The sequence below is a fragment of the Brevundimonas sp. genome (assembly GCF_029946145.1).
Taxonomy (GTDB): domain Bacteria; phylum Pseudomonadota; class Alphaproteobacteria; order Caulobacterales; family Caulobacteraceae; genus Brevundimonas.
The window spans coordinates 45,290-67,553 of the sequence record NZ_JAQSDY010000032.1; the positions used below are offsets into that span (position 1 = coordinate 45,290).

The 22,264-nt window shown below is 67.9% G+C and carries 22 protein-coding genes and 1 pseudogene; 11 read left to right on the forward strand and 12 right to left on the reverse strand.

What is annotated here, in order from left to right; genetic code table 11:
- Genes PSV23_RS17070 through PSV23_RS17110 form a run of 9 tightly spaced genes read left to right on the forward strand, consistent with a single transcriptional unit; the run spans position 1 to position 8,273 of the window.
- A complete protein-coding gene (locus tag PSV23_RS17070; RefSeq protein ID WP_300471496.1) occupies positions 1–1,077 on the forward strand; it encodes an acyl-CoA dehydrogenase family protein in 1,077 nt (358 codons plus the stop codon).
- Positions 1,067–2,218 (forward strand): acetyl-CoA C-acetyltransferase, encoded by a 1,152-nt coding sequence (locus PSV23_RS17075; RefSeq protein ID WP_300471498.1) that lies wholly within the window; start codon positions 1,067–1,069, stop codon positions 2,216–2,218. The genes PSV23_RS17070 and PSV23_RS17075 overlap by 11 nt, the downstream gene beginning before the upstream one ends.
- Positions 2,219–2,229: 11 nt before the next feature.
- The gene (locus PSV23_RS17080; RefSeq protein ID WP_300471500.1) at positions 2,230–3,141 is read left to right on the forward strand and encodes an SDR family oxidoreductase; all 912 of its coding nucleotides are present in this window, start codon (positions 2,230–2,232) and stop codon (positions 3,139–3,141) included.
- Between the two features lie 10 nt (positions 3,142–3,151).
- On the forward strand, positions 3,152–4,312 hold the full coding sequence (locus tag PSV23_RS17085; RefSeq protein WP_300471502.1) for an acyl-CoA dehydrogenase family protein: 1,161 nt from the start codon (positions 3,152–3,154) through the stop codon (positions 4,310–4,312).
- A complete protein-coding gene (locus PSV23_RS17090) occupies positions 4,309–5,088 on the forward strand; it encodes an SDR family oxidoreductase (protein ID WP_300471504.1) in 780 nt (259 codons plus the stop codon). The genes PSV23_RS17085 and PSV23_RS17090 overlap by 4 nt, the downstream gene beginning before the upstream one ends.
- A gap of 3 nt (positions 5,089–5,091) precedes the next feature.
- Entirely contained in the window at positions 5,092–5,547 is a 456-nt protein-coding gene (locus tag PSV23_RS17095; RefSeq protein ID WP_366524270.1) for a MaoC family dehydratase, read from the forward strand.
- Between the two features lie 9 nt (positions 5,548–5,556).
- Entirely contained in the window at positions 5,557–6,759 is a 1,203-nt protein-coding gene (locus tag PSV23_RS17100) for an acetyl-CoA C-acyltransferase (RefSeq protein WP_300471508.1), read from the forward strand.
- Positions 6,759–7,082, forward strand: a complete 324-nt coding sequence (locus PSV23_RS17105; protein WP_300471510.1) for a 2Fe-2S iron-sulfur cluster-binding protein — start codon at positions 6,759–6,761, stop codon at positions 7,080–7,082. Before PSV23_RS17100 ends, PSV23_RS17105 begins: the two co-directional genes overlap by 1 nt.
- Before the next feature lie 9 nt (positions 7,083–7,091).
- Complete coding sequence (locus PSV23_RS17110) at positions 7,092–8,273, forward strand: acyl-CoA dehydrogenase family protein (RefSeq protein ID WP_300471512.1); 1,182 nt, start codon at positions 7,092–7,094, stop codon at positions 8,271–8,273.
- A gap of 119 nt (positions 8,274–8,392) precedes the next feature.
- Here the strand turns inward: PSV23_RS17110 and PSV23_RS17115 are convergent, their stop codons facing one another.
- From PSV23_RS17115 to PSV23_RS17145, 7 genes are all read right to left on the reverse strand, one after another.
- Entirely contained in the window at positions 8,393–9,160 is a 768-nt protein-coding gene (locus PSV23_RS17115) for an SDR family oxidoreductase (RefSeq protein ID WP_300471514.1), read from the reverse strand.
- Positions 9,153–10,703, reverse strand: a complete 1,551-nt coding sequence (locus tag PSV23_RS17120; protein WP_300471516.1) for a FadD3 family acyl-CoA ligase — start codon at positions 10,701–10,703, stop codon at positions 9,153–9,155. Before PSV23_RS17120 ends, PSV23_RS17115 begins: the two co-directional genes overlap by 8 nt.
- Positions 10,700–12,040 (reverse strand): MFS transporter, encoded by a 1,341-nt coding sequence (locus tag PSV23_RS17125; protein ID WP_300471518.1) that lies wholly within the window; start codon positions 12,038–12,040, stop codon positions 10,700–10,702. Before PSV23_RS17125 ends, PSV23_RS17120 begins: the two co-directional genes overlap by 4 nt.
- Before the next feature lie 184 nt (positions 12,041–12,224).
- A complete protein-coding gene (locus PSV23_RS17130) occupies positions 12,225–12,920 on the reverse strand; it encodes an SDR family oxidoreductase (protein ID WP_300471520.1) in 696 nt (231 codons plus the stop codon).
- Complete coding sequence (locus PSV23_RS17135; protein WP_300471522.1) at positions 12,917–13,456, reverse strand: 6-carboxytetrahydropterin synthase; 540 nt, start codon at positions 13,454–13,456, stop codon at positions 12,917–12,919. Before PSV23_RS17135 ends, PSV23_RS17130 begins: the two co-directional genes overlap by 4 nt.
- Positions 13,457–13,508: 52 nt before the next feature.
- Entirely contained in the window at positions 13,509–14,510 is a 1,002-nt protein-coding gene (locus PSV23_RS17140) for an aromatic ring-hydroxylating dioxygenase subunit alpha (RefSeq protein WP_300471524.1), read from the reverse strand.
- A gap of 168 nt (positions 14,511–14,678) precedes the next feature.
- The gene (locus PSV23_RS17145) at positions 14,679–15,653 is read right to left on the reverse strand and encodes a LysR family transcriptional regulator (protein WP_300471526.1); all 975 of its coding nucleotides are present in this window, start codon (positions 15,651–15,653) and stop codon (positions 14,679–14,681) included.
- A gap of 614 nt (positions 15,654–16,267) precedes the next feature.
- Here PSV23_RS17145 and PSV23_RS17150 point away from each other — a divergent pair.
- Both PSV23_RS17150 and PSV23_RS17155 read left to right on the forward strand, forming a co-directional pair.
- On the forward strand, positions 16,268–16,555 hold the full coding sequence (locus PSV23_RS17150) for a hypothetical protein (protein WP_366524275.1): 288 nt from the start codon (positions 16,268–16,270) through the stop codon (positions 16,553–16,555).
- A pseudogene (locus tag PSV23_RS17155) lies at positions 16,473–16,648 on the forward strand (HAD-IC family P-type ATPase); the annotation flags it as partial. The gene PSV23_RS17150 and the pseudogene PSV23_RS17155, both read left to right, overlap by 83 nt.
- Positions 16,649–16,680: 32 nt before the next feature.
- Here PSV23_RS17155 and guaA read toward each other — a convergent pair.
- The 5 genes from guaA to guaB are packed head-to-tail and all read right to left on the reverse strand — an operon-like array spanning position 16,681 to position 22,233.
- On the reverse strand, positions 16,681–18,243 hold the full coding sequence (gene guaA / locus PSV23_RS17160; protein WP_300471530.1) for a glutamine-hydrolyzing GMP synthase: 1,563 nt from the start codon (positions 18,241–18,243) through the stop codon (positions 16,681–16,683).
- The gene (locus tag PSV23_RS17165; protein ID WP_300471532.1) at positions 18,240–18,887 is read right to left on the reverse strand and encodes a 5'-methylthioadenosine/S-adenosylhomocysteine nucleosidase; all 648 of its coding nucleotides are present in this window, start codon (positions 18,885–18,887) and stop codon (positions 18,240–18,242) included. The genes guaA and PSV23_RS17165 overlap by 4 nt, the downstream gene beginning before the upstream one ends.
- A complete protein-coding gene (locus PSV23_RS17170; RefSeq protein ID WP_300471534.1) occupies positions 18,884–20,344 on the reverse strand; it encodes an RsmB/NOP family class I SAM-dependent RNA methyltransferase in 1,461 nt (486 codons plus the stop codon). The genes PSV23_RS17165 and PSV23_RS17170 overlap by 4 nt, the downstream gene beginning before the upstream one ends.
- A 9-nt stretch (positions 20,345–20,353) precedes the next feature.
- The gene (locus PSV23_RS17175) at positions 20,354–20,755 is read right to left on the reverse strand and encodes an MAPEG family protein (protein ID WP_300471536.1); all 402 of its coding nucleotides are present in this window, start codon (positions 20,753–20,755) and stop codon (positions 20,354–20,356) included.
- Between the two features lie 17 nt (positions 20,756–20,772).
- Complete coding sequence (guaB, locus tag PSV23_RS17180; RefSeq protein WP_300471538.1) at positions 20,773–22,233, reverse strand: IMP dehydrogenase; 1,461 nt, start codon at positions 22,231–22,233, stop codon at positions 20,773–20,775.
- Between the last annotated feature and the right edge of the window lie 31 nt (positions 22,234–22,264).

The window sequence follows — 22,264 nt, forward strand, 5'->3', positions numbered from 1 at the left end:
GTGGATTTCGCCTTCTCCGACGAACAACAGGCCTTCGCCGAGGTCGTCCGCAACCTGCTGCGGGCCGAATGCACCGCCGCGCACCTGCGCCGACTGATCGACAGCGGTGCGGCCCGCGACGGCGACCGCTGGCGCCAGGTCCTCGATCTGGGCCTGACCGGCCTCATGGTCCCCGATGCCAAGGGCGGCCTCGGTCTGGATGAGACCGACTTCGTCCTGATCGCCCAAGCCTGCGGCCACGCCGCCCTGCCCGAGCCGCTCGTCGAACAGACGGGCGTGGTCCTGCCGCTATTGGCCGCCATCGATCATCCGCGCGCTTGCGCATGGCTGGACAGGACGCTGACGGGCGAGGTGACCGTGGCTCTGAGCCACCCGTCGAACCCATTCGTAGCCGACGCCGACACGGCCGCCGCCCTGCTTCTGGTTCACGACGGCGCCCTGCATCTGGTCGAGTCCCCGGTCGTCGAGCTGATCGCCCAGCCCGGCATCGACCCTTTCCGCCGCCTGTCGCACGTCATCTGGACGCCATCGACGCACACGCTGGTCGCGGATTCCCGGACGGCGGCCCCATTGCTGGCCACGGCTCTTGAGCGCGGCGCCATCTTCGCCGCCGCCCAGTCCATTGGACTTGCGGAGCGCAGCGTCGAACTGGCCGTCGATTATGCGAAGGAACGCATCCAGTTCGGCAAGCCCATCGGCGTCAATCAGGCGGTGAAGCATCTGCTGGCCACGGCCCAGGTGAAGATCGAATTCGCCCGACCCGTCGTCTTCGCCGCCGCCGCCGAGCGGGCTGCCGACAACGCCCTGTCGCGCGCCCGCGCCTCGCACGCCAAGCTGGCCGCCGCCGAGGCCGCGTCGCTGGCCGCCCGCACCGCCATCCAGGTGCACGGGGCCATGGGCTATTCGTGGGAAGTGGACGTCCACTTCCTGCTGAAACGCGCCCTCGCCCTCTCCGGCGTCTGGGGCGACGAAAGCTTCCACCGCGCCCGCGTCAGGGCCCACGCCATCTCAGCTGCCGACATCGACCACAGCTTCGCCTGGACCGCCCTGAAGGAAGTCGCCGCCGATGCCGCATGAGGCCTATATCATCGACGCCGTCCGCACCCCTGTCGGGCGCAAGAAGGGCGGCCTGGCCCACGTCCATTCCGCCGACCTGGGCGCCCACGTCCTGTCGGCCCTGATGGCCCGCGTTGGCGTCGATCCCGCCGCCGTCGAGGACGTGGTGTTCGGCTGCTGCGACACCTTGGGGTCTCAGGCCGGCGACGTCGCCCGAACCTGCTGGCTGGCCGCGGGCCTGCCCGAACATGTGCCCGGCGTGACCATCGACCGCCAGTGCGGCTCGGCTCAGCAGGCCGTGCATTTCGCGACCCAGGGCGTAATGAGCGGGACGCAGGATCTGGTCGTCGCCGGCGGGGTCCAGAACATGAACGCCATCCCGATCTCGGCCGCCATGCTGGCCGGTCAGGCCTATGGTTTCGCCGACCCTTTCCGTGGTTCGAACGGTTGGTTGAAGCGATACGGCGATCAGGAGGTCAGCCAGTTCCGCTCGGCCGAAATGATCGCCGACAGGTGGGAAATCAGCCGCACCGAGATGGAGCAGTTCGCACTGGAAAGCCATCAGCGCGCGCTGGACGCCGCCGCGGCGGGGCGCTTCGACAACGAGATCATCCCGCTGGAAGACGTCACGCGCGACGAGACCCCGCGTCAGACCTCGCTGGAGAAGATGGCGACCCTGGCGCCGCTGATCCCCGACGGCCGCATCACCGCCGCCGTGGCCAGCCAGACCGCCGACGCCGCCGCCGCTCTGCTGCTCGCCTCTCCCAGGGCCGTGAAGGATCACGGGCTCACGCCGCGGGCCCGCGTCCACCACATCTCCGTGCGCGCCGACGATCCGATCTGGATGCTGACCGCGCCGATCTCGGCCACCCGCCATGCCCTCGAAAAGACGGGCTTGAGGATTGAGGACGTCGATCTGTTCGAATGCAACGAAGCCTTCGCATCGGTCGCCATGGCCTGGATGAAGGAGCTCGGCGTTCCCCGCGACCGGGTCAACGTCAACGGCGGGGCCATCGCCCTGGGCCACCCACTGGGGGCGACCGGGGCGCGCATCATGACCACCCTGCTCAACGAGCTTGAGCGCCGGGGCGGCCGATACGCCCTGCAGACCATGTGCGAAGGCGGCGGTCAGGCCAATGTCACCATCATCGAGCGGCTGTGAGGGAAGCGTCCATGTTCGGTATCTGTGAAGGCCGGGTGGTCATCGTCACGGGCGCAGGTCGGGGGTTGGGCCGCGCCTATGCCCTTGCCTTGGCGGCCGAGGGAGCCAGGGTCATGGTCAATGATCTGGACGTCGGCGCGCACGGCGAGGCCGGTCAGACCACCGGCGCGGCCCAGGCGGTAGTCGATCAGATCGTCGCGGCTGGCGGCGAGGCCATCGCCAACAGCGACGACGTTACTGAGGTCGAAGCGGGCCAGCGCATGGTCCGGACGGCGCTCGACGCCTTCGGCGACCTGCACGCCGTGGTCAACAACGCCGGCTTTGTCCGCGACCGGATGTTCGTCTCTTGCACGCCCGACGAATGGGACGCCGTACTGCGCGTCCACCTGCGCGGCCATTTCTGCCTCAGCCGCGCCGCCGTCGACTACTGGCGGGCCAAGCAGAAACAGGGGCATGACCCCGACGCCCGCATCATCAACACCTCGTCCGGCGCGGGCCTTCAGGGCTCGATCGGCCAGAGCGCCTATTCGGCGGCCAAGGGGGGCATCGCCAGCCTGACCCTGGTCCAGGCCGCGGAGTTGGGCCGTTACGGCATCACCGCCAACGCCTTGGCCCCGGCGGCGCGGACCCGGATGACCGAGACCGCCTTCGCCGACGCCATGCAGGCGCCTGAGGACGGATTCGACGCCAACGACCCCGCCAATGTCGCCCCCACCGTGGTCTGGCTGGCCAGCGCGGATTCGGCCGGAGTGACGGGACAGGTGTTCGAGCTGCAGGGCGGGCGGATCATGCTGTCCGAAGGCTGGCGCAACGGCCCCGCCATAGACCAGGGACGCCGCTGGGATCCGTCAGAGGTCGGCCCGGTGGTCAGCGAGCTGCTGGCCCGGCGCACCCCGCCACAACCCGTCTATGGCGCCGGCTGAGGGCGGGCGCATGAACATCACCCTTACCGACGAACAACAGGCCATCGCCGAAAGCGCCCGGGCGTTTCTGGACGAACACGGCAGTTCCGCGCGCCTGCGCGCCGCCATCGAATCCGCCGACGGCTGGGATCCCGAACAGTGGCGCGCCATGGCCCAGGAGATGGGTTGGCTGGGCGTCGCTGCGCCCGAGAGGTTCGGCGGCAGCGACCTCGGCCTGGTCGAACTGGCCATCCTGCATGAAGAGGTCGGCCGCACTCTGACGGCGGCCCCGCTGTTTCCGACCCTCGGCCTGGCTTTGCCCGCCCTCATGTCGGCGGGCTGCGAGGCGCGACAGGCGGAGTTCCTGCCCCGCCTGATCGAGGGCGGGATCCGCGCCGCCGTCTGTCTGACCGGCGCCACCGGTGCGCCCGTCCCGTCCGACGTCGCGATCCGTCTGGAGCCGGACAGCGACGGCTGGCGGCTGAACGGAACCGCCGAATACGTGCTGATGGGCCACGCCGCCAACCTGCTGATCGTCATCGCGCGTACGGCTGGCACGACGGGCTGGGACGGTCTCAGCCTGCTCGCTGTCGCCGCCGACACGCCGGGGATCAGCATCGAGCGCCTGACCAGTCTCGATCTGACCCGGCCGTTCAGCCGCGTGCACTTCCATCAGGCCCGCGTCGGAGACGACTCCCTCTTGGGCGCGCCCGGGACGGCCGCCGCCGCCGTGCGCCGGATGCTGGCGGTCGGAACCGTGATGCTGGCCGCCGAACAGTTGGGCGGGGCCGAGCGGGCGCTGGAAATCAGCACCGAATACGCCAAACAGCGCGTTCAGTTCGGCCGGGTCATCGGCTCGTTCCAGGCCATCAAGCACAAGCTGGCCGACATGATGCTGGCCGTCGAATCCGCCCGCTCGGCCCTCTACTACGCCGTGCGCCTGCTGGACGTGCCCGACGCGATGGCCGAGGCGGCCGCCACCGCCGGAGCCTGCTGTTCCGAAGCCTTCCTGCAATGCGCGGGGGACACCATCCAGATCCATGGCGGCATCGGCTTCACCTGGGAGCACGACGCCCATCTCTATTTCAAGCGCGCCCGCGCCAGCGCCGCCCTGCTGGGCGGCCCGTCCCATCACTATGAATCCGTCGCCAGCCTGATCGGTCTGGACGAGGCTCCAGAAACCAGCGCATGACCCCTCCTCCGCCCTATCCGGTCGCCCGCAACCTGTTGCAGGGCAAGACGGCCGTCATCACCGCCGCCGCCGGCACCGGCATCGGCTTTTCCGTTGCCAGGCGCTTCGCCGAGGAAGGCGCGAGCCTGCTGATCAGCGATCTGCATGAGCGCCGCCTGAACGAGGCCGCCGACGCGATCGAGGCCGCTGTCGGACGACGCCCGGCGACCCAGCTCTGCAACGTCACCATCGAGGCGGAGGTCCAGGCCCTCGCCGCCCGTTCGGTCGCGGAACTCGGCCGCGTCGACGTTCTGGTCAACAATGCCGGTCTAGGCGGCTCGGCCGCCGTGGTCGACATGGCCGACGACGAGTGGGGACGCGTCCTCGACGTGACCCTGACCAGCGTCTTCCGCATGAGCCGCGCCTTCCTGCCGATCATGTACGCGCAAGGCTCGGGGGCCGTGATCAACAACGCCTCGGTCCTGGGCTGGCGGGCGCAGAAGCTTCAGGCCCACTATGCCGCCGCCAAGGCCGGCGTCATGGCCTTTACCCGCTGTTCGGCGCTGGAAGCGGCCGACCACGGCGTCCGCGTCAACGCCGTCGCCCCCTCCATCGCCATGCACGCCTTCCTGGCGAAGGTGACGACGCCGGAACTGCTCGAGACCCTCGCCGCGCAGGAGGCGTTCGGCCGCCCGGCGGAAGTTTGGGAAGTGGCCAACGCCATCCTGTTCCTGGCCTCGGACCTGTCCTCCTACATGACCGGCGAAGTGCTGTCGGTCTCCAGCCAGCGGGCCTGATACATGGTCGTGTTCGAGACGGCGAACGAACTGCTGGGCCGGGTCGACGCGCCGCTGGGCGTGAGCGACTGGGTGCGGATTGATCAGGACCGGATCGACGGCTTCGCTCAGGTCACCGGCGACGACCAGTGGATCCACGTCGATCCGGAACGCGCCAGGACGGGCCCGTTCGGCGCGACGATCGCCCACGGCTATCTGACGGTCTCCCTGGCCAACCTCTTCCTTCCCCAGATCATCGAGGTGCGGGGCATTTCGATGGGGGTGAACGTGGGTTGCGACAACATCCGCTTCCTCGCCCCCGTCCGGGTCGGATCGCGCCTGCGCGGTTCGGGTCTGCTGCTCCGCGCCGAAGAGGCCAAGGGGGGGTCTGTTCAGGCGACGGTCCGCATCACCGTCGAGATCGAAGGCGAGGCCAGGCCGGCCTGCGTTCTCGACGCCATCAGTCGCTACTATCCGTAAAGAGATTTCATGCGCCAAGCCGTCATCGTCAGCGCCGCCCGCACCCCGATCGCCAAGGCCTATCGCGGCGCCTTTAACGACACCGAAGCCACGGCCCTGTCCGGCCATGTCGTAGCCGAGGCCGTGAGGCGGGCGGGCCTGGACCCCGCCAGCATCGAGGACGTCATCGTCGGCTGCGCCGCCCAGCAGGGCACCCAGGGCTACAACATCGGCCGCCTGACCGCCGCCGCGGCCGGCTTTCCCGACAGCGTCGCGGGCATGGCCCTGGACCGGATGTGCGCCTCGGGCCTGATGGCCATCGCCACGGCCTCGAAACAGATCAGCGACGACGGCATGGAGGTCGTTGTCGCGGGGGGGGTCGAATCGATCACCCTGACCCAGAACAAGCACAAGAACGCCTATCGCGCCCGCAACGAGAGCGTCATCGCCCGTTCGCCGCGCATGTATCTGCCGATGATCGAGACGGCCGAGATCGTCGCCGACCGCTACGGGATCAGTCGCGAGGCGCAGGACCGGTATGGTTTCGAGAGCCACCAGCGCACTGCGGCCGCCCAGGCCGCCGGTCGCTTCGCCGCCGAACTGGCGCCGCTGACGACGCGCAAACAGGTGGTCGACAAGGCCACTGGCGCGATCAGCCATGAGACGGTCACCCTCACCGCCGACGAGGGCCCGCGCGCCTCGACCACGCTCGAGGACCTGGCCCGGCTGGAGCCGGTCTTCAAGGATGGCGAGATCATCAAACAGGGCCGCCACATCACGGCAGGAAACGCCTCGCAGCTGTCCGACGGCGCCGCCGCGGTGGTCCTGATGGAGGCCGCCGCCGCCGCCCGCGCCGGCCTGACGCCCCTCGGCGCCTGTCTGGGCATGAGCGTCGCGGGCTGCGGTCCCGACGAAATGGGCATCGGCCCTGTCTTCGCCGTGCCCCGGCTTCTGGCCCGCCATGGGCTCAAGGTGTCTGACATCGACCTGTGGGAGTTGAACGAGGCCTTTGCCTGCCAGGCGGTCTATTGTCGCGACACCTTGGGAATCGATCCGGACCTGTTCAATGTCGACGGCGGGGCCATCGCGGTAGGCCATCCGTTCGGCATGACCGGTGTGCGCACCGCCGCTCACGCGTTGTTTGAAGGCAAGCGTCGCGGCGTCAAACGCGCCGTGGTGACCATGTGCGTCGGGGGCGGCATGGGCGCCGCCGCCCTGTTCGAGGTGTATTGATGGCCCAGATCTTCGTGACCCAGCAGAACGGGGAGTCGCTGACGTTGGAGGCCCAGCCCGGCCGCCGCCTGATGGAAGTGCTGCGCGACGGAGGAACCACGGTCGAGGGCACCTGCGGCGGCGCCTGCTCGTGCGGCAGCTGCCATGTCTATGTCGAGGAGGCCTGGCTGGCCGAGCTGACCGAGCCGAAGGACGAAGAGCGCGAGATGATCGAGGCCATCGGCGAGGTGATCGAGGTCCGTCCCAACTCTCGCCTCGCCTGCCAGATCCAGATGAGCGACGCCCTGGACGGCCTGGCCCTGACCATCGCCGAAGCCATATAGGGGGCTGGAATGAGCCGTAATTTCGCACCCGAACACGAGGGTTTCCGCCAACAGGTCGCGACCTGGCTGGATGACCAGCTGTCCGGTCCCTTCGCTCCCCTCCGCGGGCTGAACAATCACGTCGACGCCATTCCGGAACGCCGGGCGTGGGAAGCGGCGCTGGGCAAGGCGCGCTATGGCTGCATCGGCTGGCCCGAGGCCTGGGGCGGTCGCGACGCCAGCATCGCCGAACAGGTCATCTTCGCCGAGGAATACGCCCGCGCCAAAGCCCCCTCGCGCATCGGTCACATCGGCATCGAACTGGCTGGTCCGACCATACTGCTGCACGGCACGGAAAAGCAGAAGAAGCAGTTCCTGCCCGGCATCGCCTCTGGCGCCGACATCTGGTGCCAGGGCTATTCGGAGCCGAACGCCGGGTCCGACCTGTCGAATGTGCGCACGACCGCTTGGCTGAAGAACGGCCGTTGGATCATCAACGGCCAGAAGGTCTGGACATCGATGGCGCAGTTCTCGGACTGGGTCTTCGTCATCTGCCGCGCCGATTCCGGCACGCGCGGCGCCAGCGGCCTCGCCTATCTTCTGGTGCCCATGGATCAACCGGGCGTCACCATCCGGCCCATCCGCCAGATGACCGGCGAGGCCGAGTTCAATGAGGTCTTCTTCGACAACGCTGAAACAGCCGCCGAGAACATTGTCGGCCAGCCGGGCGAAGGCTGGAAGGTCGCCATGGCCACCCTCGCCTTCGAGCGCGGCGTCTCGACTCTCGGCCAGCAGATGCATTTCCGCAACGACCTGGATGAGTTGGTCGCGCTGGCGAAGGCCAACGGCGCGGCGCGCTCGCCCCTGATCCGCCAGCGATTGGCCAAGGCCCATGTCGGCCTGACCGTCATGCGCGCCAGCGCCCTGCGGATGCTGGCCAACAAGGACCCGCAGACGCCGACTTCCGGCGCCTATACCTACAAGCTCTACTGGGCCAACTGGCGTCGCTCGCTGGGCGAGCTGGCTATGGATGTTCAGGGTCTGCCCGGTCAGGTCGGGGAAGGTGAAGCCGATTTCAGTGCCTTGACCAAGATGCATCTGATGTCGCGCGCCGAGACCATCTACGCCGGCACCAACCAGATCCAGCGCAACATCATAGCCGAGCGCAGCCTCGGCCTGCCCCGTGAAGCCCGCGGCGCCGAGCGCGGCTGACCGAGCCCGCGGAAATCTTCCCCTTCACCATCCGGGCCTCCGCCGGGATGGTGAAGGGGAAGGAGCGCCCGGCCGCGGAACAACTACGGCGAGGGCCGGTCCTGGACCCGCCCGGAGCCTCAGACCAGATCGAGGAAGGAGGGTCGCTCTCCGCCGCCGTCGACGGCCAGCCGCGCGCCGCTGACGTAGGACGCCAGCGGCGACGCGAAAAAGAGGACGGCGTTGGCGATGTCACGCCCGGCGCCCATCCGCTTCAGCGGCAAAGCCTCAGCGATCGCGCCATGACCCGCGCCGTAATGATCCGTGGCGCCTTCGGTGGCGATCAGGCCGACGATGATGGCATTGACTCTAATCTTCGGCCCCCACTCCATCGCCAGGCTTTGGGTCAGGTTGATCAGCCCCGCCTTGGCCGCCCCATAGATCGCCGTGCCCGGCGAAGGCCTGACGCCCGCGACGCTGCATATGTTGACGATGCTCCCGCCGTTCGGCTGCGCCTGCATATGCCGCCAGGCAGCCTGCGAGACGTGCAGGGGCGCCATCAGGTTCAGGGCCACGATCGCGTCGCTGAAGCGCGGCGAGGCCGTAGAGGCGGCGGCGGCAGGGGAGCCGCCGGCGTTGTTGACCACGATATCGAGCCGGCCATGGCGCTCGACCACGCCGTCGACCATGGTCCGCACCTGATCTGCGGCCCGCACGTCGCAAGCCGTGAACTCGGCCGTCCGGCTGTCATGTGAAGGCAGGGTCTCCGGTTGGTTGCGGCCGCAAACCACCACGCGGCATCCGGCCTCGAGCAGCGCCTGGGCTATGGCCTTGCCGATTCCCTTGGCGCCGCCCGTCACAAGGGCGACCTGGCCCGACAGATCGACCGTGACCGCGCCCTCACCCATGGCGCGCGCCTTCATTCCCGGCCATGGCGGCCAGCAGGAATTTCTGCACCTTGCCCGCAGCATTGACGGGCAGAGCCTCGACGAGCTCAAAGGCGCGCGGCGCCTTGTAGTTGGCCATGTTGGCGCGGCACCATTGGCAGATCTCCTCCGCAGTGGCCTCGGCCCCGGCGCGCAGGACGATAAAGGCCTTGCCGATCTCGCCCAGACGCTCGTCCGGCGTCCCGATGACCGCCACCTGGGCGATAGCCGGATGAGCCGACAGGATGCGCTCGATCTCGGCCGGATAGCAGTTGAAGCCGCCACTTATGTACATGTCCTTCATCCGGTCCGTGACCCGCAGATAGCCGTCGGCGTCGAAACAGCCGATGTCGCCGGTGTGCAGCCATCCTTGAGCGTCCACCGCCTCGGCCGTCGCCTCCGGGTCTTCGAAATAGCCGGCCATGACGTTGAATCCGCGCACCCAGATCTCACCCTCCCGTCCGGGCGCTACCGACTCTCCGAGGCGATTGACGCACTTCACCTCGACGCCCGGGATCGGCCTGCCGCAGCTGGTGGCGATGCGTTCCACGCCATCGCCCATCTGGCTCATCGTCACCATGCCCGAACTTTCGGTCAGACCATAGGCGGTCAGGACGTTGCGGATGCCCAGTTCGTCCTGCATCCGCTTGACCAGCGACGGCGCCACCGACGCGGCTCCGGTCACGGCGACCCGGATCGACGACAGGGTCACGCCGGTCTTGGCGCTGCTGGTCAGCAACTGCTGGAAGATGGTCGGCGGCCCCGGCAGGACGGTGATGCCCTCGCCCTCGACCAGGTCGACGACGCGCGCCGGATCGAAGGTCGCCATCGGATAGGCCGTCGCCCCCTTCAGCAGGCAGGCCAACCAGCCGGCCTTGTAGCCGAAGGTATGGAAAAACGGATTGACGATCAGATAGCGGTCGCCTTCGGTCAGACCGGCGCAATGGGCCCAGCAGGTGAAGGCCTGCACGCTCTGGGCGTGGCCGCTGACCACGCCCTTGGGATGGCCTGTCGTGCCCGAGGTGAACAGAATGTCGGCGGGGTCATCGCCGCCGACGGCCAGCATGGCGGCGCGGGCGCGGTCCAGGCACCGCCCCGTCGCGGCGAAGGCGTTCCAGTCGCCGTCCAGCGTCAGGACTCGCTCCAGATGGGGCAGGTCCAGGCCATCCAGCAGAGTGCGATAATCCTGGCCCAGGAAATCGCCGACCGTCAGCAGAATGCGGGCCCGGGTCTTGTTGAGGATGTATTGCGCCTCAAGCCCCTTCATCCGCGTGTTCATGGTCACGACCACCCCGCCGGCCGACTGGACCGACAGACAGGCGACGATCCATTCCGCACTGTTCGGCGCCCAGATCGCCGCGCGGTCACCGGGGGTCAGGCCCGCCTCGATCAGGGCCGCCGCGCCGTGCAGAACGCGCTGCTCCAGCTGGGCGAAGGTCAGCCGTTCGCGGTCGACTATGGCCAGGGCGTCCCCGAACCTGGCGGCGGCGTCGATCACCGCCTGCGGCAGGGTCGAGACGCTCATGTCTTCTTCTTCTCGTGCCACTCGCCCATCTCGATCATGGCGGCGCGATAGGGCTTGCGCGCCAGGACGAACATCAGCGCCACCGCGGGTCCGATGATCGCCGGCAGGATGGCCAGAGAATAGCGCAGGGCGCCGTCGTCGTGGAAGACGAACTGGGTCATGGCGGCGATGACGCTGGAGCCCAGGGCGGTGCCGACCAGGGTGACACACAGCAACATCAGGGCGGTCATCTGGCCGCGCAGACGGCTGGGCGTGATGTCCTGAAGCGAGGCAAGGGCGACGCTGTTGGTGCCTTGGCCGATGAAGGTGGCGATACCCATCAGCAGCAGGGCGCCGCCCGCCGTCGGCATCAGCGGGCCGACGACCAGGGGCGCGACCTTCACCAGGGTGACCCAGGTCATGATGTTGAGGTTGGCCGCCGGGTGGCCGCGACGCATGAAAAAGCCCGAGAACCAGCCGCCGGTCAGATTGCCCAGTCCGCCGCAGACGATCATCAGGATGCCGAAGGAATAGCCCGCCTCGGTGGCGGTCATCCCATAGGTGCGGATCAGGAAGGTCGGGTACCAGATGGCCGTACCGATCGCGAGCATCCCCAACAGGGACACCGACCCGATCAGCGACGAATAGACCTTCCAGCGGTGCGCCAGGAAGCCGCCGGTTTCACGCAGGGTCATTCGCTGGACGCCGATCACCGCCGTGGGCGACGCATGTCGCTGGGGCTCGCGGATCAGGGCCACCAGGACCGCGACCAGCAGTCCCGGCAGGCCGACGATGAAGAACACCATCTGCCAGGGCTGCACCAGGCCGATGACCGGCAGGATGACCGCGCCGTAGGCCTTGGCCGCCTGCAGGACATAGGCGCCGATGACCAGAGCCAGACCGCCGCCGACAGGGTAGCCAAGGGCGAAGACGCTGATCGCGAAGGCGCGGCGCCTGGGCTCGAAATAATCGCTGATCAGGGAATAGGCCGTCGGACCCAGGGTCGATTCACCGATGCCGACGGCGACCCGCGCGGCGAACAGGTGGCCGAAGCTCCGCGACAGACCACTGGCCGCCGTGGCCAGACACCAGAGGACGATGCCGCCCGCCAGAAGCTTGCCGCGATTGCGACCGTTGTCGACGATGCGCCCGATGGGCACGGCCGCCACGGCGACCAGAACCACAGTGGCGAAACCCTGCAGCAGGCTGATCTGGAAGTCGTCCAGCTTCAGGTCCTGACGGACGTCCGCGACCATCAAGGTCATGACCTTGGCGTCGATCGCCGCGATCGTATAGCAGACGAAAAGAAGGATAACGACCATCCACGAATAGACGACCGAGGGCGGCTTCTGGACCATCGTCGCCGGCTCATCTTCAGGAAGCACACGAATTACTGGCGCATCATCTAGGACGGTCATCAATGATCTTTCTCAAGGATGAAAATGGCGGCGGAGGTGATCCGTCGAATTGACTGAATACAATGATGATTTCGGGGCAGGTCCGCCCGAACAACAGCTTTGCTTCCCACGACATACATCCGGCTCATCTTTCGATCTGGCCCAGATTGGCGTGCAGCACCGCCCCGTTGAGCGCCGGGCTGTCGGCGCAAAAGCGCGCGATCTCCGCGATCTCCTCGGGTTCCAGCAACCGGCCGGCGGTGATCATGGCCGTGATCGAGCCCACCGCGTCGCCGACGTGGGCGCGCAGCATTGCCGTGTCGGTGAAGCCGGGGCAGATGCAGGCCGTATGGACGCCACTGCCCGCCAGATCCTGACAGGTCGCACGCATCAGGCCGATCATGCCGTGCTTGCTGGTGACGTAGGAGGCGGCGCCGGGCGCCGCCTTTTCCGCCAGGGTCGAGCCGACATAGAGGATGGAGGAGCCCGACCCCATCACCGGAATCAGCTCGTGGTTCAGCGCCTGGGGCGCCGCCAGATTGGCGCTGAGAACCGCCTGAAGATCGCGCGCCGTCAGGCTGCTTACCGTGTCGCGTCGATGCACGGCGGCGTTATGGATCAGGACGGTCCGATCCCAGCTCACCGCACGCTCGGTCAGTACGACCGCCGCTCTCTCTACCGAAGCCAGTTCGGTAATGTCGACCGCCAGATGTTCGACTCCCGGCGCCGTTGGTGCGGATCGCGACAGGCTGACGACCTCATAGCCCGACCGCTGGAACAGGCGCGCGGTCGCCAGGCCGATCCCGCGGCTGCCGCCCGTCACCACCACGCCGCGCCTCATGCGCCGACGTCCCGCCAGCGGCACTGGGCTGACTGGCCCGGACCAGACGAGACCTCCAGCGCGATCTCGGTTACGCCCCAGCGCGCCGACCAGGCCTCCTGCCCCACCAGCCGGTTCAGCAGGTAGGCGGCCAGTTCCTCGACCGTCGTATTGCGAATGGGCAGCAGCCGGACATCGCCCGCCGGCAGACGGAATTCATCCTCGCCGAAGACGATCACCAGGCTTCGGCCGAGGGTGCTGATGGTCAGGGACGGCACCAGCGTGGGGATCAGGACATACTCGTCCAGCTCTTGGCACAGCGCCCGAAGAGCTCGCTTTATGATGTTATAATCTAACGTCATCCCGTTGTTTTCGACACGGGTGGTGATGACGGCCGCGACATTGAAATTATGGCCGTGCAGGCGTTCTCGCGCGCCGTCGGCGAACAGCGTGAAATGTCCGGCGGAGAATTTGATGTCCTCCTTGTCGATCCGGATCGAGCACTGCTGGACCGGAACCGGCGCGAGCTCGGGCGAGCGCCTTTCCGATGCCGTCACCATCCCCATCATAACGCCTGTCTACTTCGGTGGAGGAAAGGGTGGCAGGCGTCTATTCGGCCGCGACGCGCGCGGCGGGGTCGCCGTCAAACTCGTAGAACTGTTCGAAATACTCGCGGAAACGCAGGACCGGCCCGTCGCCGTCGCAGAGCAGCGGGCGGGCGCGGTGCACCTTGTGATGCCAGATCGGAATATCGCCCTCGACGCCCGACTGGCCGATGATGCCGGCGATTGAGCGGCGGATCATCTCGTTCTCGGGCGCGCCCTCGGGGAATTTCGGGTGGCGGAACTCGAAACGCAGCTCGACCTTGTCGTGCTCGACCGGCGTGGCCAGCACCTGAAGCAGCAGGTCCGCCATGCCCTTGAAGCGTGTCGACTTCTGACCCGCGCCGGTCTGAAGCGTTCGCACCTCGGTATCCAGGGTGCGGACCGTGCCGTCCGGCAGATCCATGGTGCGCTGGCCAGCCGCCAGGCTCCGGCGGACATGGCCCTCATAGTGGCTCTCGCCCTCGGGGACGGCGTCCATCTTGTGCACGTACTTGAAGTGGGCCAGGTCGACGCCGTTCTCGGCGATCTCCTGCGGGTTGCTGTCAAAGGTCCACTGATAGCGGATGGGCGCGCCCCAATCGGGCGACGTCACCTCGTCCAGCACCTCCACCTCGAACATCGGGGCCGCGCCTTGCGGATGATACCACGCCCAGACCACGCCGTTGGTTTCGGTGATCGCAAAGGTCTTCAGGCAGCCGGGCTTGCGCGCCGCCGGCGGAATGATGCGCGCATAGGGGATATCCTTGCAGGCGCCGGAAAGGTCGAAAGCCCAGGAGTGGAAGGGGCAGCGAAGGGTCTCGCCCTCGACAAACCCGCCATGGCCGATATGGGCGCCCAGGTGCGGGCAATAGGCCTCGGCCAGGCCGGCGGCGCCCCCTTCGGTTCGATACAGAACCAGGTCCTCGCCGAAATAGCGGACCGGCTTGACGTCGCCCGGCTCCAGCTCGTCCGAATAGGAGACAAAGAACCAACCGAAGGGAATCGGCATGGGGAATCGATCGACCATGGGTTTTCCTCGCAAAGCGCCGGTTTGCCCGACGTCTAAAATTGAACCATAGAAGCCCCTGCCCGCCCTGGGCGGAGATGACTGAGCCCGCACGTTATCAAGATCAGACGCAGCGATAAGGCGTCGTGGTTACACTGAGCGTTCGCGCGAGCGGACAATGGCCCCGGCTTATCGGTCGACCTCGGCGACATGCGTCTGCTCGGCGGGCCCGCCGGCGAGGAATACGTCCAACTCGGCCAGCGAGGTCTGCATCCACGGGCGCAGTTGGGTCCGGGCGAAGCGGCTGGACAGGAAATCCAGCAGCAGCCTCAGCGTCGCCGGCACCGGGGTTCCGGGCGCGAAAATGGCCCACGCTTCGCGATCGTAATAGCTCCACTCGTCCTCGACGGCGACCAGGGCTCCCGACGCCAATTCGCTGCGCACGAAGGCGATCGGCAACTGGGCGATGCCGAGGCCGCGGACGGCCGCCACGCGCAGCGCCGCGCCCTTGTTGCTCTTCCAGCGACCGCTGACCCGGACCTTTTCCGCACCGTCGCTGGAGTTGAACCACCAGTGTCCGCTCAAGTCGGACAGACAGGCATGGTTCTTCAGGTCCGCGATCCCCTTGGGCACGCCACGCTCGGCCAGATAGGCGGGCGAGGCGCACAGGCAGAAGGACAGATATCCGATGCGGGCGGCCCTCAGGCTGGAGTCGATCAGGTCGCCATAGCGGATGGCGACATCGAAATCCTCGCCGATCAGATCGACCTCGCGCGAACCCGCATGAATCTCGATCCCCACGCCCGTATACTGGCATGCGAAGTCGGCGATGACGGCCGAAATGAAGTTAACGTCGAAAGTGTCGTTCAGCGACACTTTCAGCTTGCCCGTGGGCGTCTGCTGCATCTGGGCCGCTTCATGGCTGGCCACGGCGAGCGAGCGGCGCATCTCCCGGCATGAGGCGTAGAATCGCTCGCCTATGGCTGTCATCGAGACCTGACGCGTTGTGCGTTTCAGCAGCTGAACGCCCAGACGGGTCTCCAGCTCACTGATCCGCTTGCTGACGAAGGATTTCGAGGCGCCCAATTGGTCGGCGGCGGCGGTGAAACTCCCCGTCTCCACCACCGAAATATATTCTTCGATACCGTCCCAGACAGAAATCACAGCCTCTCCCGACGCCTTAACCGCCCTTCGCCTCACGCCCCTACGCGATACGACCCGTTCGGACTCACAGCCTACAGGTCCGCCCGCTCAAGACAATTGTTCGCATGACGAAACGATCCTGAAATCCGGACATTGCATTCCCACGCCTTTGCCTCCCGGTACTGCCGCGGGCGGTGTTCCATGCCAGCGGACTCCTCCTGCGAGGTCTCGCTGGCCGTGACCACCGGCTGACACGCCGGTGGCCTGGCGGCGCGCCTTCCCCGGCGATTGAGCGTCACGATCGCCGCGCCGTCGGGATTCTCGATCTGAACAAGAGACATGATATCGGCCTGCGGACACGGGAACGCCTGCCCGGAGAAAGCAGTTAAGGTGTCAAAATGCCCCTCGGACAATGGTGAAGGTGCGACGAACCTAGCGGAAAAAGCACTGTTTACGCAGACGAGGCTTTCTGAAGAGGTCGCGCGCTTCCCATGCCTTGACCTCCGGCGACCGCACCCGAAGCTGAACGCCACACTGAAAGAGACGCCCGATGAGCAAGCCGGTCACAGGGATTACCGACGCCTTGCGTGCTCGGGCGGGCGATCGCGGTCGCCGCCGTGGCGCGTGGTGACGCCGTGGCCGCCATCGACTTCACGCCTGGGGAGCGCGCGGACAGCGATGACTGGATGGGGTTGGGCAACGTCGACCTGACCGACCCGGCGGCGGCCCAGACCGCCGTAAACGCGGTGGTTGAGCGTTTCGGCCGGATTGACAGCCTGCTTAATGCGGTCGGCGGCTTCGTCTGGCAGACGGCGGACGGCCCTCTGGAGAACTGGGACCCTGCCGCAGGACAAGGCGTCCGTCGTCGAACAGCTTCGCTCGCAAGGCCGGGTCGTCGCGATGGCGGGGGATGGGGTCAATGACGCGCCGGCCCTCGCGGCCGCCGATGTCGGAGTCGCCATGGGGGCGGGCTCGGACGTCGCCATGAAAGCGCGGGCGTGACCCTGCTGGGCGGTGCCAGAGGTCGCCCCCGCATGCCCGCCGCCCCTCACTCCCACTCGATGGTGCCGGGCGGCTTTGAGGTGACATCGTAGACGACGCGGTTGACCCCCCTCACCTCGTTGACGATGCGGGTCGCGGTCTTGCCCAGCACGTCCCACGGGAATTCGAAAAAGTCCGCCGTCATGCCGTCGGTCGAGGTGACGGCGCGCAGGGCCAGAACCTTCTCATAGGTGCGGGCGTCGCCCATGACGCCGACAGTCTTCACCGGCAGCAGGACAGCGAAGGCCTGCCAGATCTGGTCGTAAAGCCCGGCCTTGCGGATCTCCTCCAGATAGATGGCGTCGGCCTGTTGCAGGGTCTCGACCGCCTCCGGCGTGATCTCGCCGGGGATGCGGATGGCCAGGCCGGGTCCGGGGAACGGGTGACGCCCCACGAAGGCGTCGGTCAGGCCCAGCTCGCGGCCCAGCGCCCGCACCTCGTCCTTGAACAGTTCGCGCAGCGGCTCGACCAGCTTCAGCTTCATGAAGTCCGGCAGGCCGCCGACATTGTGGTGGCTCTTGATCACCGCCGACGGACCGCCCGAGGCGGAAACGCTTTCGATGACGTCGGGATAGAGGGTGCCCTGGGCGAGGAACTCGGCGCCCTCGATCCGATGCGCCTCGCGGTCGAAGATCTCGATGAACACCCGGCCGATGATCTTGCGCTTGGTCTCGGGATCCGAGACCCCGGCCAGTTCTCCAAGAAATTCCTTCGACGCATCAACGTGGACCAGCGGAATGTTGTAGTGCTCCCGGAACAAGGTCGTGACCTGTTCGGCCTCGTCCTTGCGCAGCAGGCCGGTGTCCACGAACACGCAGGTCAGCTGGTCGCCGATGGCTTCATGAATCAGAACCGCCGCGACCGAGGAGTCGACCCCGCCGGACAGGCCGCAGATCACCTTCGCGTCGCCGACCTGTTCCCGGATCTGCGCGATCTTCTCGTCGCGGTAGGCGGCCATGGTCCAGTCGCCCTTCAGCCCGGCGATGCCGAACAGGAAATTGCGATAGATCTCGGTCCCGCGCGGGGTGTGGTGAACCTCGGGGTGGAACTGGACGCCATAGATCCGGCGCGTCTCGTCGGCGATGGCGGCGAACGGCGCGCCGGCCGAGGTGGCGATGACCCGGAAGCCTTCCGGGATGGCGGTGACCCGGTCGCCGTGGCTCATCCACACCGGCTCGCGATGGTCGACGGCGCCGATGCCCGCGAACAGCGGCGTCTCGTCGGCGATGACGATCTCGGCGCGGCCGAACTCGCGGTGATGCCCGCCCTCGACCTTGCCGCCCAGCACATCGCACAGCAGCTGCTGGCCGTAGCAGATGGCCAGCATCGGCAGGCCGAGGTCGAACAGCTTGCGGCCGATGCGCGGGCTGTCCGGCTCCAGCACGCTGGCCGGGCCGCCCGACAGGATGATGGCCTGCGGCTTCATCTCATCGACCACCGCCTCGGCCTTGTCGAACGGATGGATCTCGCAATAGACGTTGGCCTCGCGCAGGCGCCGCGCGATCAGCTGCGTCACCTGGCTGCCGAAATCGACGATCAGGACCTTCTGGTGAACAGCGGGGGCGGTCATGCGAACTCCGTGGCGGCAGGCGTGAAATGGTCATGCAACAGGTCAACGGCCTCGGCCAGCCGGAGGTCGATCTCGGCCAGGGCGTCGGTCCAGTGTTCGAGGGCGGACAGGTCGGTGCGGCCGTCCGAGACGCCGCGCAGGCCGATCACGGGCAGGCCGAAACGGGCGGCGGCGCGGACCACGGCGAAGGTCTCCATATCGACCATGTCGGCATCGACGGCGTCATAGGCGGCGCCCGAAACGACGCTGGCCCCGGTGGCGAGCCGGGCCGTCGGCAGGGCGGCCGGCCCCGCGGCCAGCGGCAGGACGGCGGGCAGGCGCGGATACGGCGTCTCCCCTTTCGGAAAGCCCAGCACGCTGGCGTCCATGTCGCGGTAGCTGACCTCGATGACCCGGTAGACGCGGGCGTGGTCGAGGCTGCGCGAGCCCGCGGAGCCCAGCGAGACGACCATGTCCGGCAGGGCGCCTTCGGCCCTCAGGCTCTCGAGCGCATGGGCCACGCCCACGGCGGCCTCGACGGGACCGACGCCGGTGATCAGGGGCCGGATGCGCGCGCGCAGCGCCGGGCCGTATTCGGGCGCGGCGGCCATGACGCAGAGGGCGGTCTTCGGACCGAAGCTGGAAAGGATCCAGTCCCTGCTCACGCCCGCCGCTCATAGAGGGCCGCGAAGAAGCCGTCGGTGCCTGTCGAGGCGGGCGACAGGCGGATGCGTCCGCCCTTCGCCTTGTCGCCGAGACCCGTGCGGGCGGCGTCGGACAGGGTCTTCGCCGCCAGCAGATCGGTCGCGGGCACGGGCCGGAAGCCGGGATGGGCCGCCTCGAAGGCGTCGGCGACGGCTTCGTTCTCCCGCGTCAGGATCGAGCAGGTGACATAGGCCAGCCGGCCGCCGGGTTTCACCAGCTGGGCGGCCTGGGCGAGGATGCGCAACTGCAGGGCGTGCAGGCGCTCGACTTCGTCGGCCTTCAGACGCCATGCGTCCTCCGGCCGGCGGCGCCAGGCGCCGGAGCCGCTGCAGGGGGCGTCGACGAAGACCAGGTCGGCCTTGCCGTTGAATTCCTCCACCCCGCCGCCGTTCGGGCCCAGCAGGCGCAGATCGGCGGCGACGCCGGCGCGCTCAAGCCGCGGACGGATGTTGTCGAGTCGCTTCTGCACCACATCGCAGGCGATCAATCCCCTTCCCTTCTCCCCTTGCGGGAGAAGGTGGCCCGCGGAGCGGGTCGGATGAGGGGTCTCACCGCCGTCTGCCGGGCTGTCGGACGACACTGGGGACCAACTGCGTGACCCCTCATCCGTCGGCCTTCGGCCGCCACCTTCTCCCGCAAGGGGAGAAGGGGACATCATCTGCGCCAGCGCCAGGGTCTTGCCGCCGCCCCCTGCGCAATAGTCGACGACGATGCTGTCGGGCGTGAAGCTCAGGCCCGATCCGGCCAGCCAGGTCACGATCTGGCTGCCTTCGTCCTGGATCTCGACCTCGCCGGCGTTGAAGGCCTTCAGGCCCTGCACATTCGGCGCGGGCTCGGACGGCAGGCGCAGGCCGACCGCCGACCACGGCGTCGGCCTGGGCGTCAGGCCCCCGGCGGTCAGTTCGGCGCGGGCGGCCTCGACGGTGGTGCGGGCGGTGTTGACGCGCAGGTCGACGGGCGCGCGAGCCATCAGGGCGACGGCCTCCTCGCTCCAGCGGTCGCCGAAGGTCGTCTTCAGGTCCTCGGCCACGAACTCGGGCAGGCCGGCGGCGGCCCAGTCGGGCAGATCGCCCTCCCCGGCCTCGATGCGGGCGCGTTCCTGTTTGGACAGCGGACGCGGGCCGTAGCCGTCGCCCGCGTGCAGGGCCTCGATCTCTTCCAGCGTCAGGCCGTCCAGGAAGGCCAGCGAGCCGATCACCAGCGCCCGCCCATCCTCGCGCCCGCCCATGGCGCGGACCAGCCGGCCGCGCGAGCGCAGCACCTCATAGACCCGCTCGGCGACGGCGCGGCGGTCCTTGGACCCCGCATAGCGGTTGGCGGCGCCCCAGGCCTTGAGCACGACATCGGCGGGCGCGCGGCCCTGGGCGATGCTGTCGAGGACGGAGGCGGCGGAGGCCAGGCGGGCTGCTGGGGTCAATTCAGGCTTTCAAACGAACAGGGCCGCGATGACCATGACCAGCCCCACGAACGACACACCCCAGGCCAGAGACCGGACATAGGCGACGCCGAAGGCGTAGAGCGGCAGGTAGATCACGCGGCCGAAAAGATAGAGATGCGTTCCCCACAGGGTCAGGGGGCCGCCGTCCTTGCCAGCCACATGCGCCATAATCACGGCGGCGGCGAAGATCGGCAGGGTTTCGAACAGATTGGCCTGGGCGCGGATCAGCCGGCCGGCCAGCTTGCCCGGCGGCGGCGTTTCACCGTCGCGGGGCCCGGCGTTCCACTTCAGCCCCAGCTCGGCGGTCCGCGCCGCTCCGGCCCAGCCGATCTGGACGAGCGCCAGCATCAGGGTGAAGGCGAGAACGATGAATTCAGGCGTCATGTCCATGGCGTGAGCCTCCCCGCTCATCCCTGCCGATAGTTGGGCGCTTCGCGCGTGATCATCACGTCGTGGACGTGGCTCTCACGCAGACCGGCGCCGGTGATCCGCACGAAGCGGGCGCGGTCCTGCAGATCGGCGATGGTGGCGGCGCCGACGTAGCCCATGGCGGCGCGCAGGCCGCCCACCATCTGGTGCAGCACCGGGGCGATCGGCCCCTTGTACGGCGTCTGGCCCTCGATGCCCTCGGGCACCAGTTTCTGGGTGTCCTCGACTTCCTTCTGGAAATAGCGGTCGGCCGAGCCGGCGCCCATGGCCCCGACCGAGCCCATGCCGCGGTACGACTTGTAGGACCGGCCCTGGTACAGGAAGACCTCGCCGGGGCTTTCGTCCGTGCCGGCGAACATCGAGCCCATCATGGCGCAGGACGCGCCCGCCGCGATGGCCTTGGCCAGATCGCCCGAATATTTGATGCCGCCGTCGGCGATGACCGGCGCGCCGGACTCCTTCGCCGCCCGGAAGGCCTCCATGATGGCGGTCAGCTGGGGCACGCCGACGCCCGCGACGATGCGGGTCGTGCAGATGCTGCCCGGGCCGATACCGACCTTCACGGCGTCGGCGCCCGCGTCGATCAGGGCGCGGGCGGCGTCATAGGTGGCGACATTGCCGGCGATGATCTGGATGCGGTTGGACTCGCGCTTGATGCGCTCGACCACGCGCGAGACCTGGATCGAATGGCCGTGGGCCGTGTCGATGACGACCACGTCCACCCCGGCCTCGGCCAAGGCCATGGCCCGCTCGTATCCCGCGTCGCCGACGGTCGAGGCGGCGCCGACCAGCAGCCGGCCCTGATCGTCCTTGGCGGCGTGGGGGTGGGCCTGGGCCTTCTCGATGTCCTTCATCGTGATCAGGCCGGTGGCGCGATAGTCTTCGTCGACGACGATGACGCGCTCGATCTTGCGGTCGCGCAGCAGCGCCCTCGCCTCGTCGCGTCCGGCCCCCTCGCGCACCGTGACCAGATCGCCCGTGGTCATCAGCTCGATGGCCTTGCGGTTCGGATCGGTGTCGAACCGCATGTCGCGGTTGGTCAGGATGCCGACCAGCTTGCCGGTTTTCGGATCGACCACCGGGAAGCCCGAAATCTTCTTCTTGGCCACGATGGCGCGAATCTCGCCCAGCGTCGTCTGCGGCGTGATGGTCACCGGATTGATGACCATGCCGCTTTCGTAGCGTTTGACCTCGCGGACCTGATCGGCCTGTTCCTCGACCGTCATGTTGCGGTGAAGCACGCCCAGACCGCCGGCCTGGGCCATGGCGATGGCCAGCCGGCTTTCGGTGACCGTGTCCATGGCGGACGAGGTCAGCGGGATGTTCAGTCGGATGTCGCGGGTGAGCTTCGTCGAGACATCCGCATCCGCGGGCATGATCTCTGACGGGCCGGGTTCCAGCAAAACATCGTCGAAGGTGAGCCCTTCGCGTATCTCCATGAGGAGTCTCCGTTTTGCGGGCCGCGTATAG

Coding starts and splice junctions, on each gene's coding strand:
- guaA (WP_300471530.1), bottom strand. CDS start 18,243: ATGACCGCCCCCGCTGTTCACCAGAAGGTCCTGATCGTCGATTTCGGC.
- PSV23_RS17085 (WP_300471502.1), top strand. CDS start 3,152: ATGAACATCACCCTTACCGACGAACAACAGGCCATCGCCGAAAGCGCC.
- PSV23_RS17105 (WP_300471510.1), top strand. CDS start 6,759: ATGGCCCAGATCTTCGTGACCCAGCAGAACGGGGAGTCGCTGACGTTG.
- PSV23_RS17110 (WP_300471512.1), top strand. CDS start 7,092: ATGAGCCGTAATTTCGCACCCGAACACGAGGGTTTCCGCCAACAGGTC.
- PSV23_RS17075 (WP_300471498.1), top strand. CDS start 1,067: ATGCCGCATGAGGCCTATATCATCGACGCCGTCCGCACCCCTGTCGGG.
- PSV23_RS17125 (WP_300471518.1), bottom strand. CDS start 12,040: ATGGTCCAGAAGCCGCCCTCGGTCGTCTATTCGTGGATGGTCGTTATC.
- PSV23_RS17140 (WP_300471524.1), bottom strand. CDS start 14,510: ATGGTCGATCGATTCCCCATGCCGATTCCCTTCGGTTGGTTCTTTGTC.
- PSV23_RS17175 (WP_300471536.1), bottom strand. CDS start 20,755: ATGGACATGACGCCTGAATTCATCGTTCTCGCCTTCACCCTGATGCTG.
- PSV23_RS17130 (WP_300471520.1), bottom strand. CDS start 12,920: ATGAGGCGCGGCGTGGTGGTGACGGGCGGCAGCCGCGGGATCGGCCTG.
- PSV23_RS17095 (WP_366524270.1), top strand. CDS start 5,092: ATGGTCGTGTTCGAGACGGCGAACGAACTGCTGGGCCGGGTCGACGCG.
- PSV23_RS17115 (WP_300471514.1), bottom strand. CDS start 9,160: ATGGGTGAGGGCGCGGTCACGGTCGATCTGTCGGGCCAGGTCGCCCTT.
- PSV23_RS17120 (WP_300471516.1), bottom strand. CDS start 10,703: ATGAGCGTCTCGACCCTGCCGCAGGCGGTGATCGACGCCGCCGCCAGG.
- PSV23_RS17090 (WP_300471504.1), top strand. CDS start 4,309: ATGACCCCTCCTCCGCCCTATCCGGTCGCCCGCAACCTGTTGCAGGGC.
- PSV23_RS17100 (WP_300471508.1), top strand. CDS start 5,557: ATGCGCCAAGCCGTCATCGTCAGCGCCGCCCGCACCCCGATCGCCAAG.
- guaB (WP_300471538.1), bottom strand. CDS start 22,233: ATGGAGATACGCGAAGGGCTCACCTTCGACGATGTTTTGCTGGAACCC.
- PSV23_RS17080 (WP_300471500.1), top strand. CDS start 2,230: ATGTTCGGTATCTGTGAAGGCCGGGTGGTCATCGTCACGGGCGCAGGT.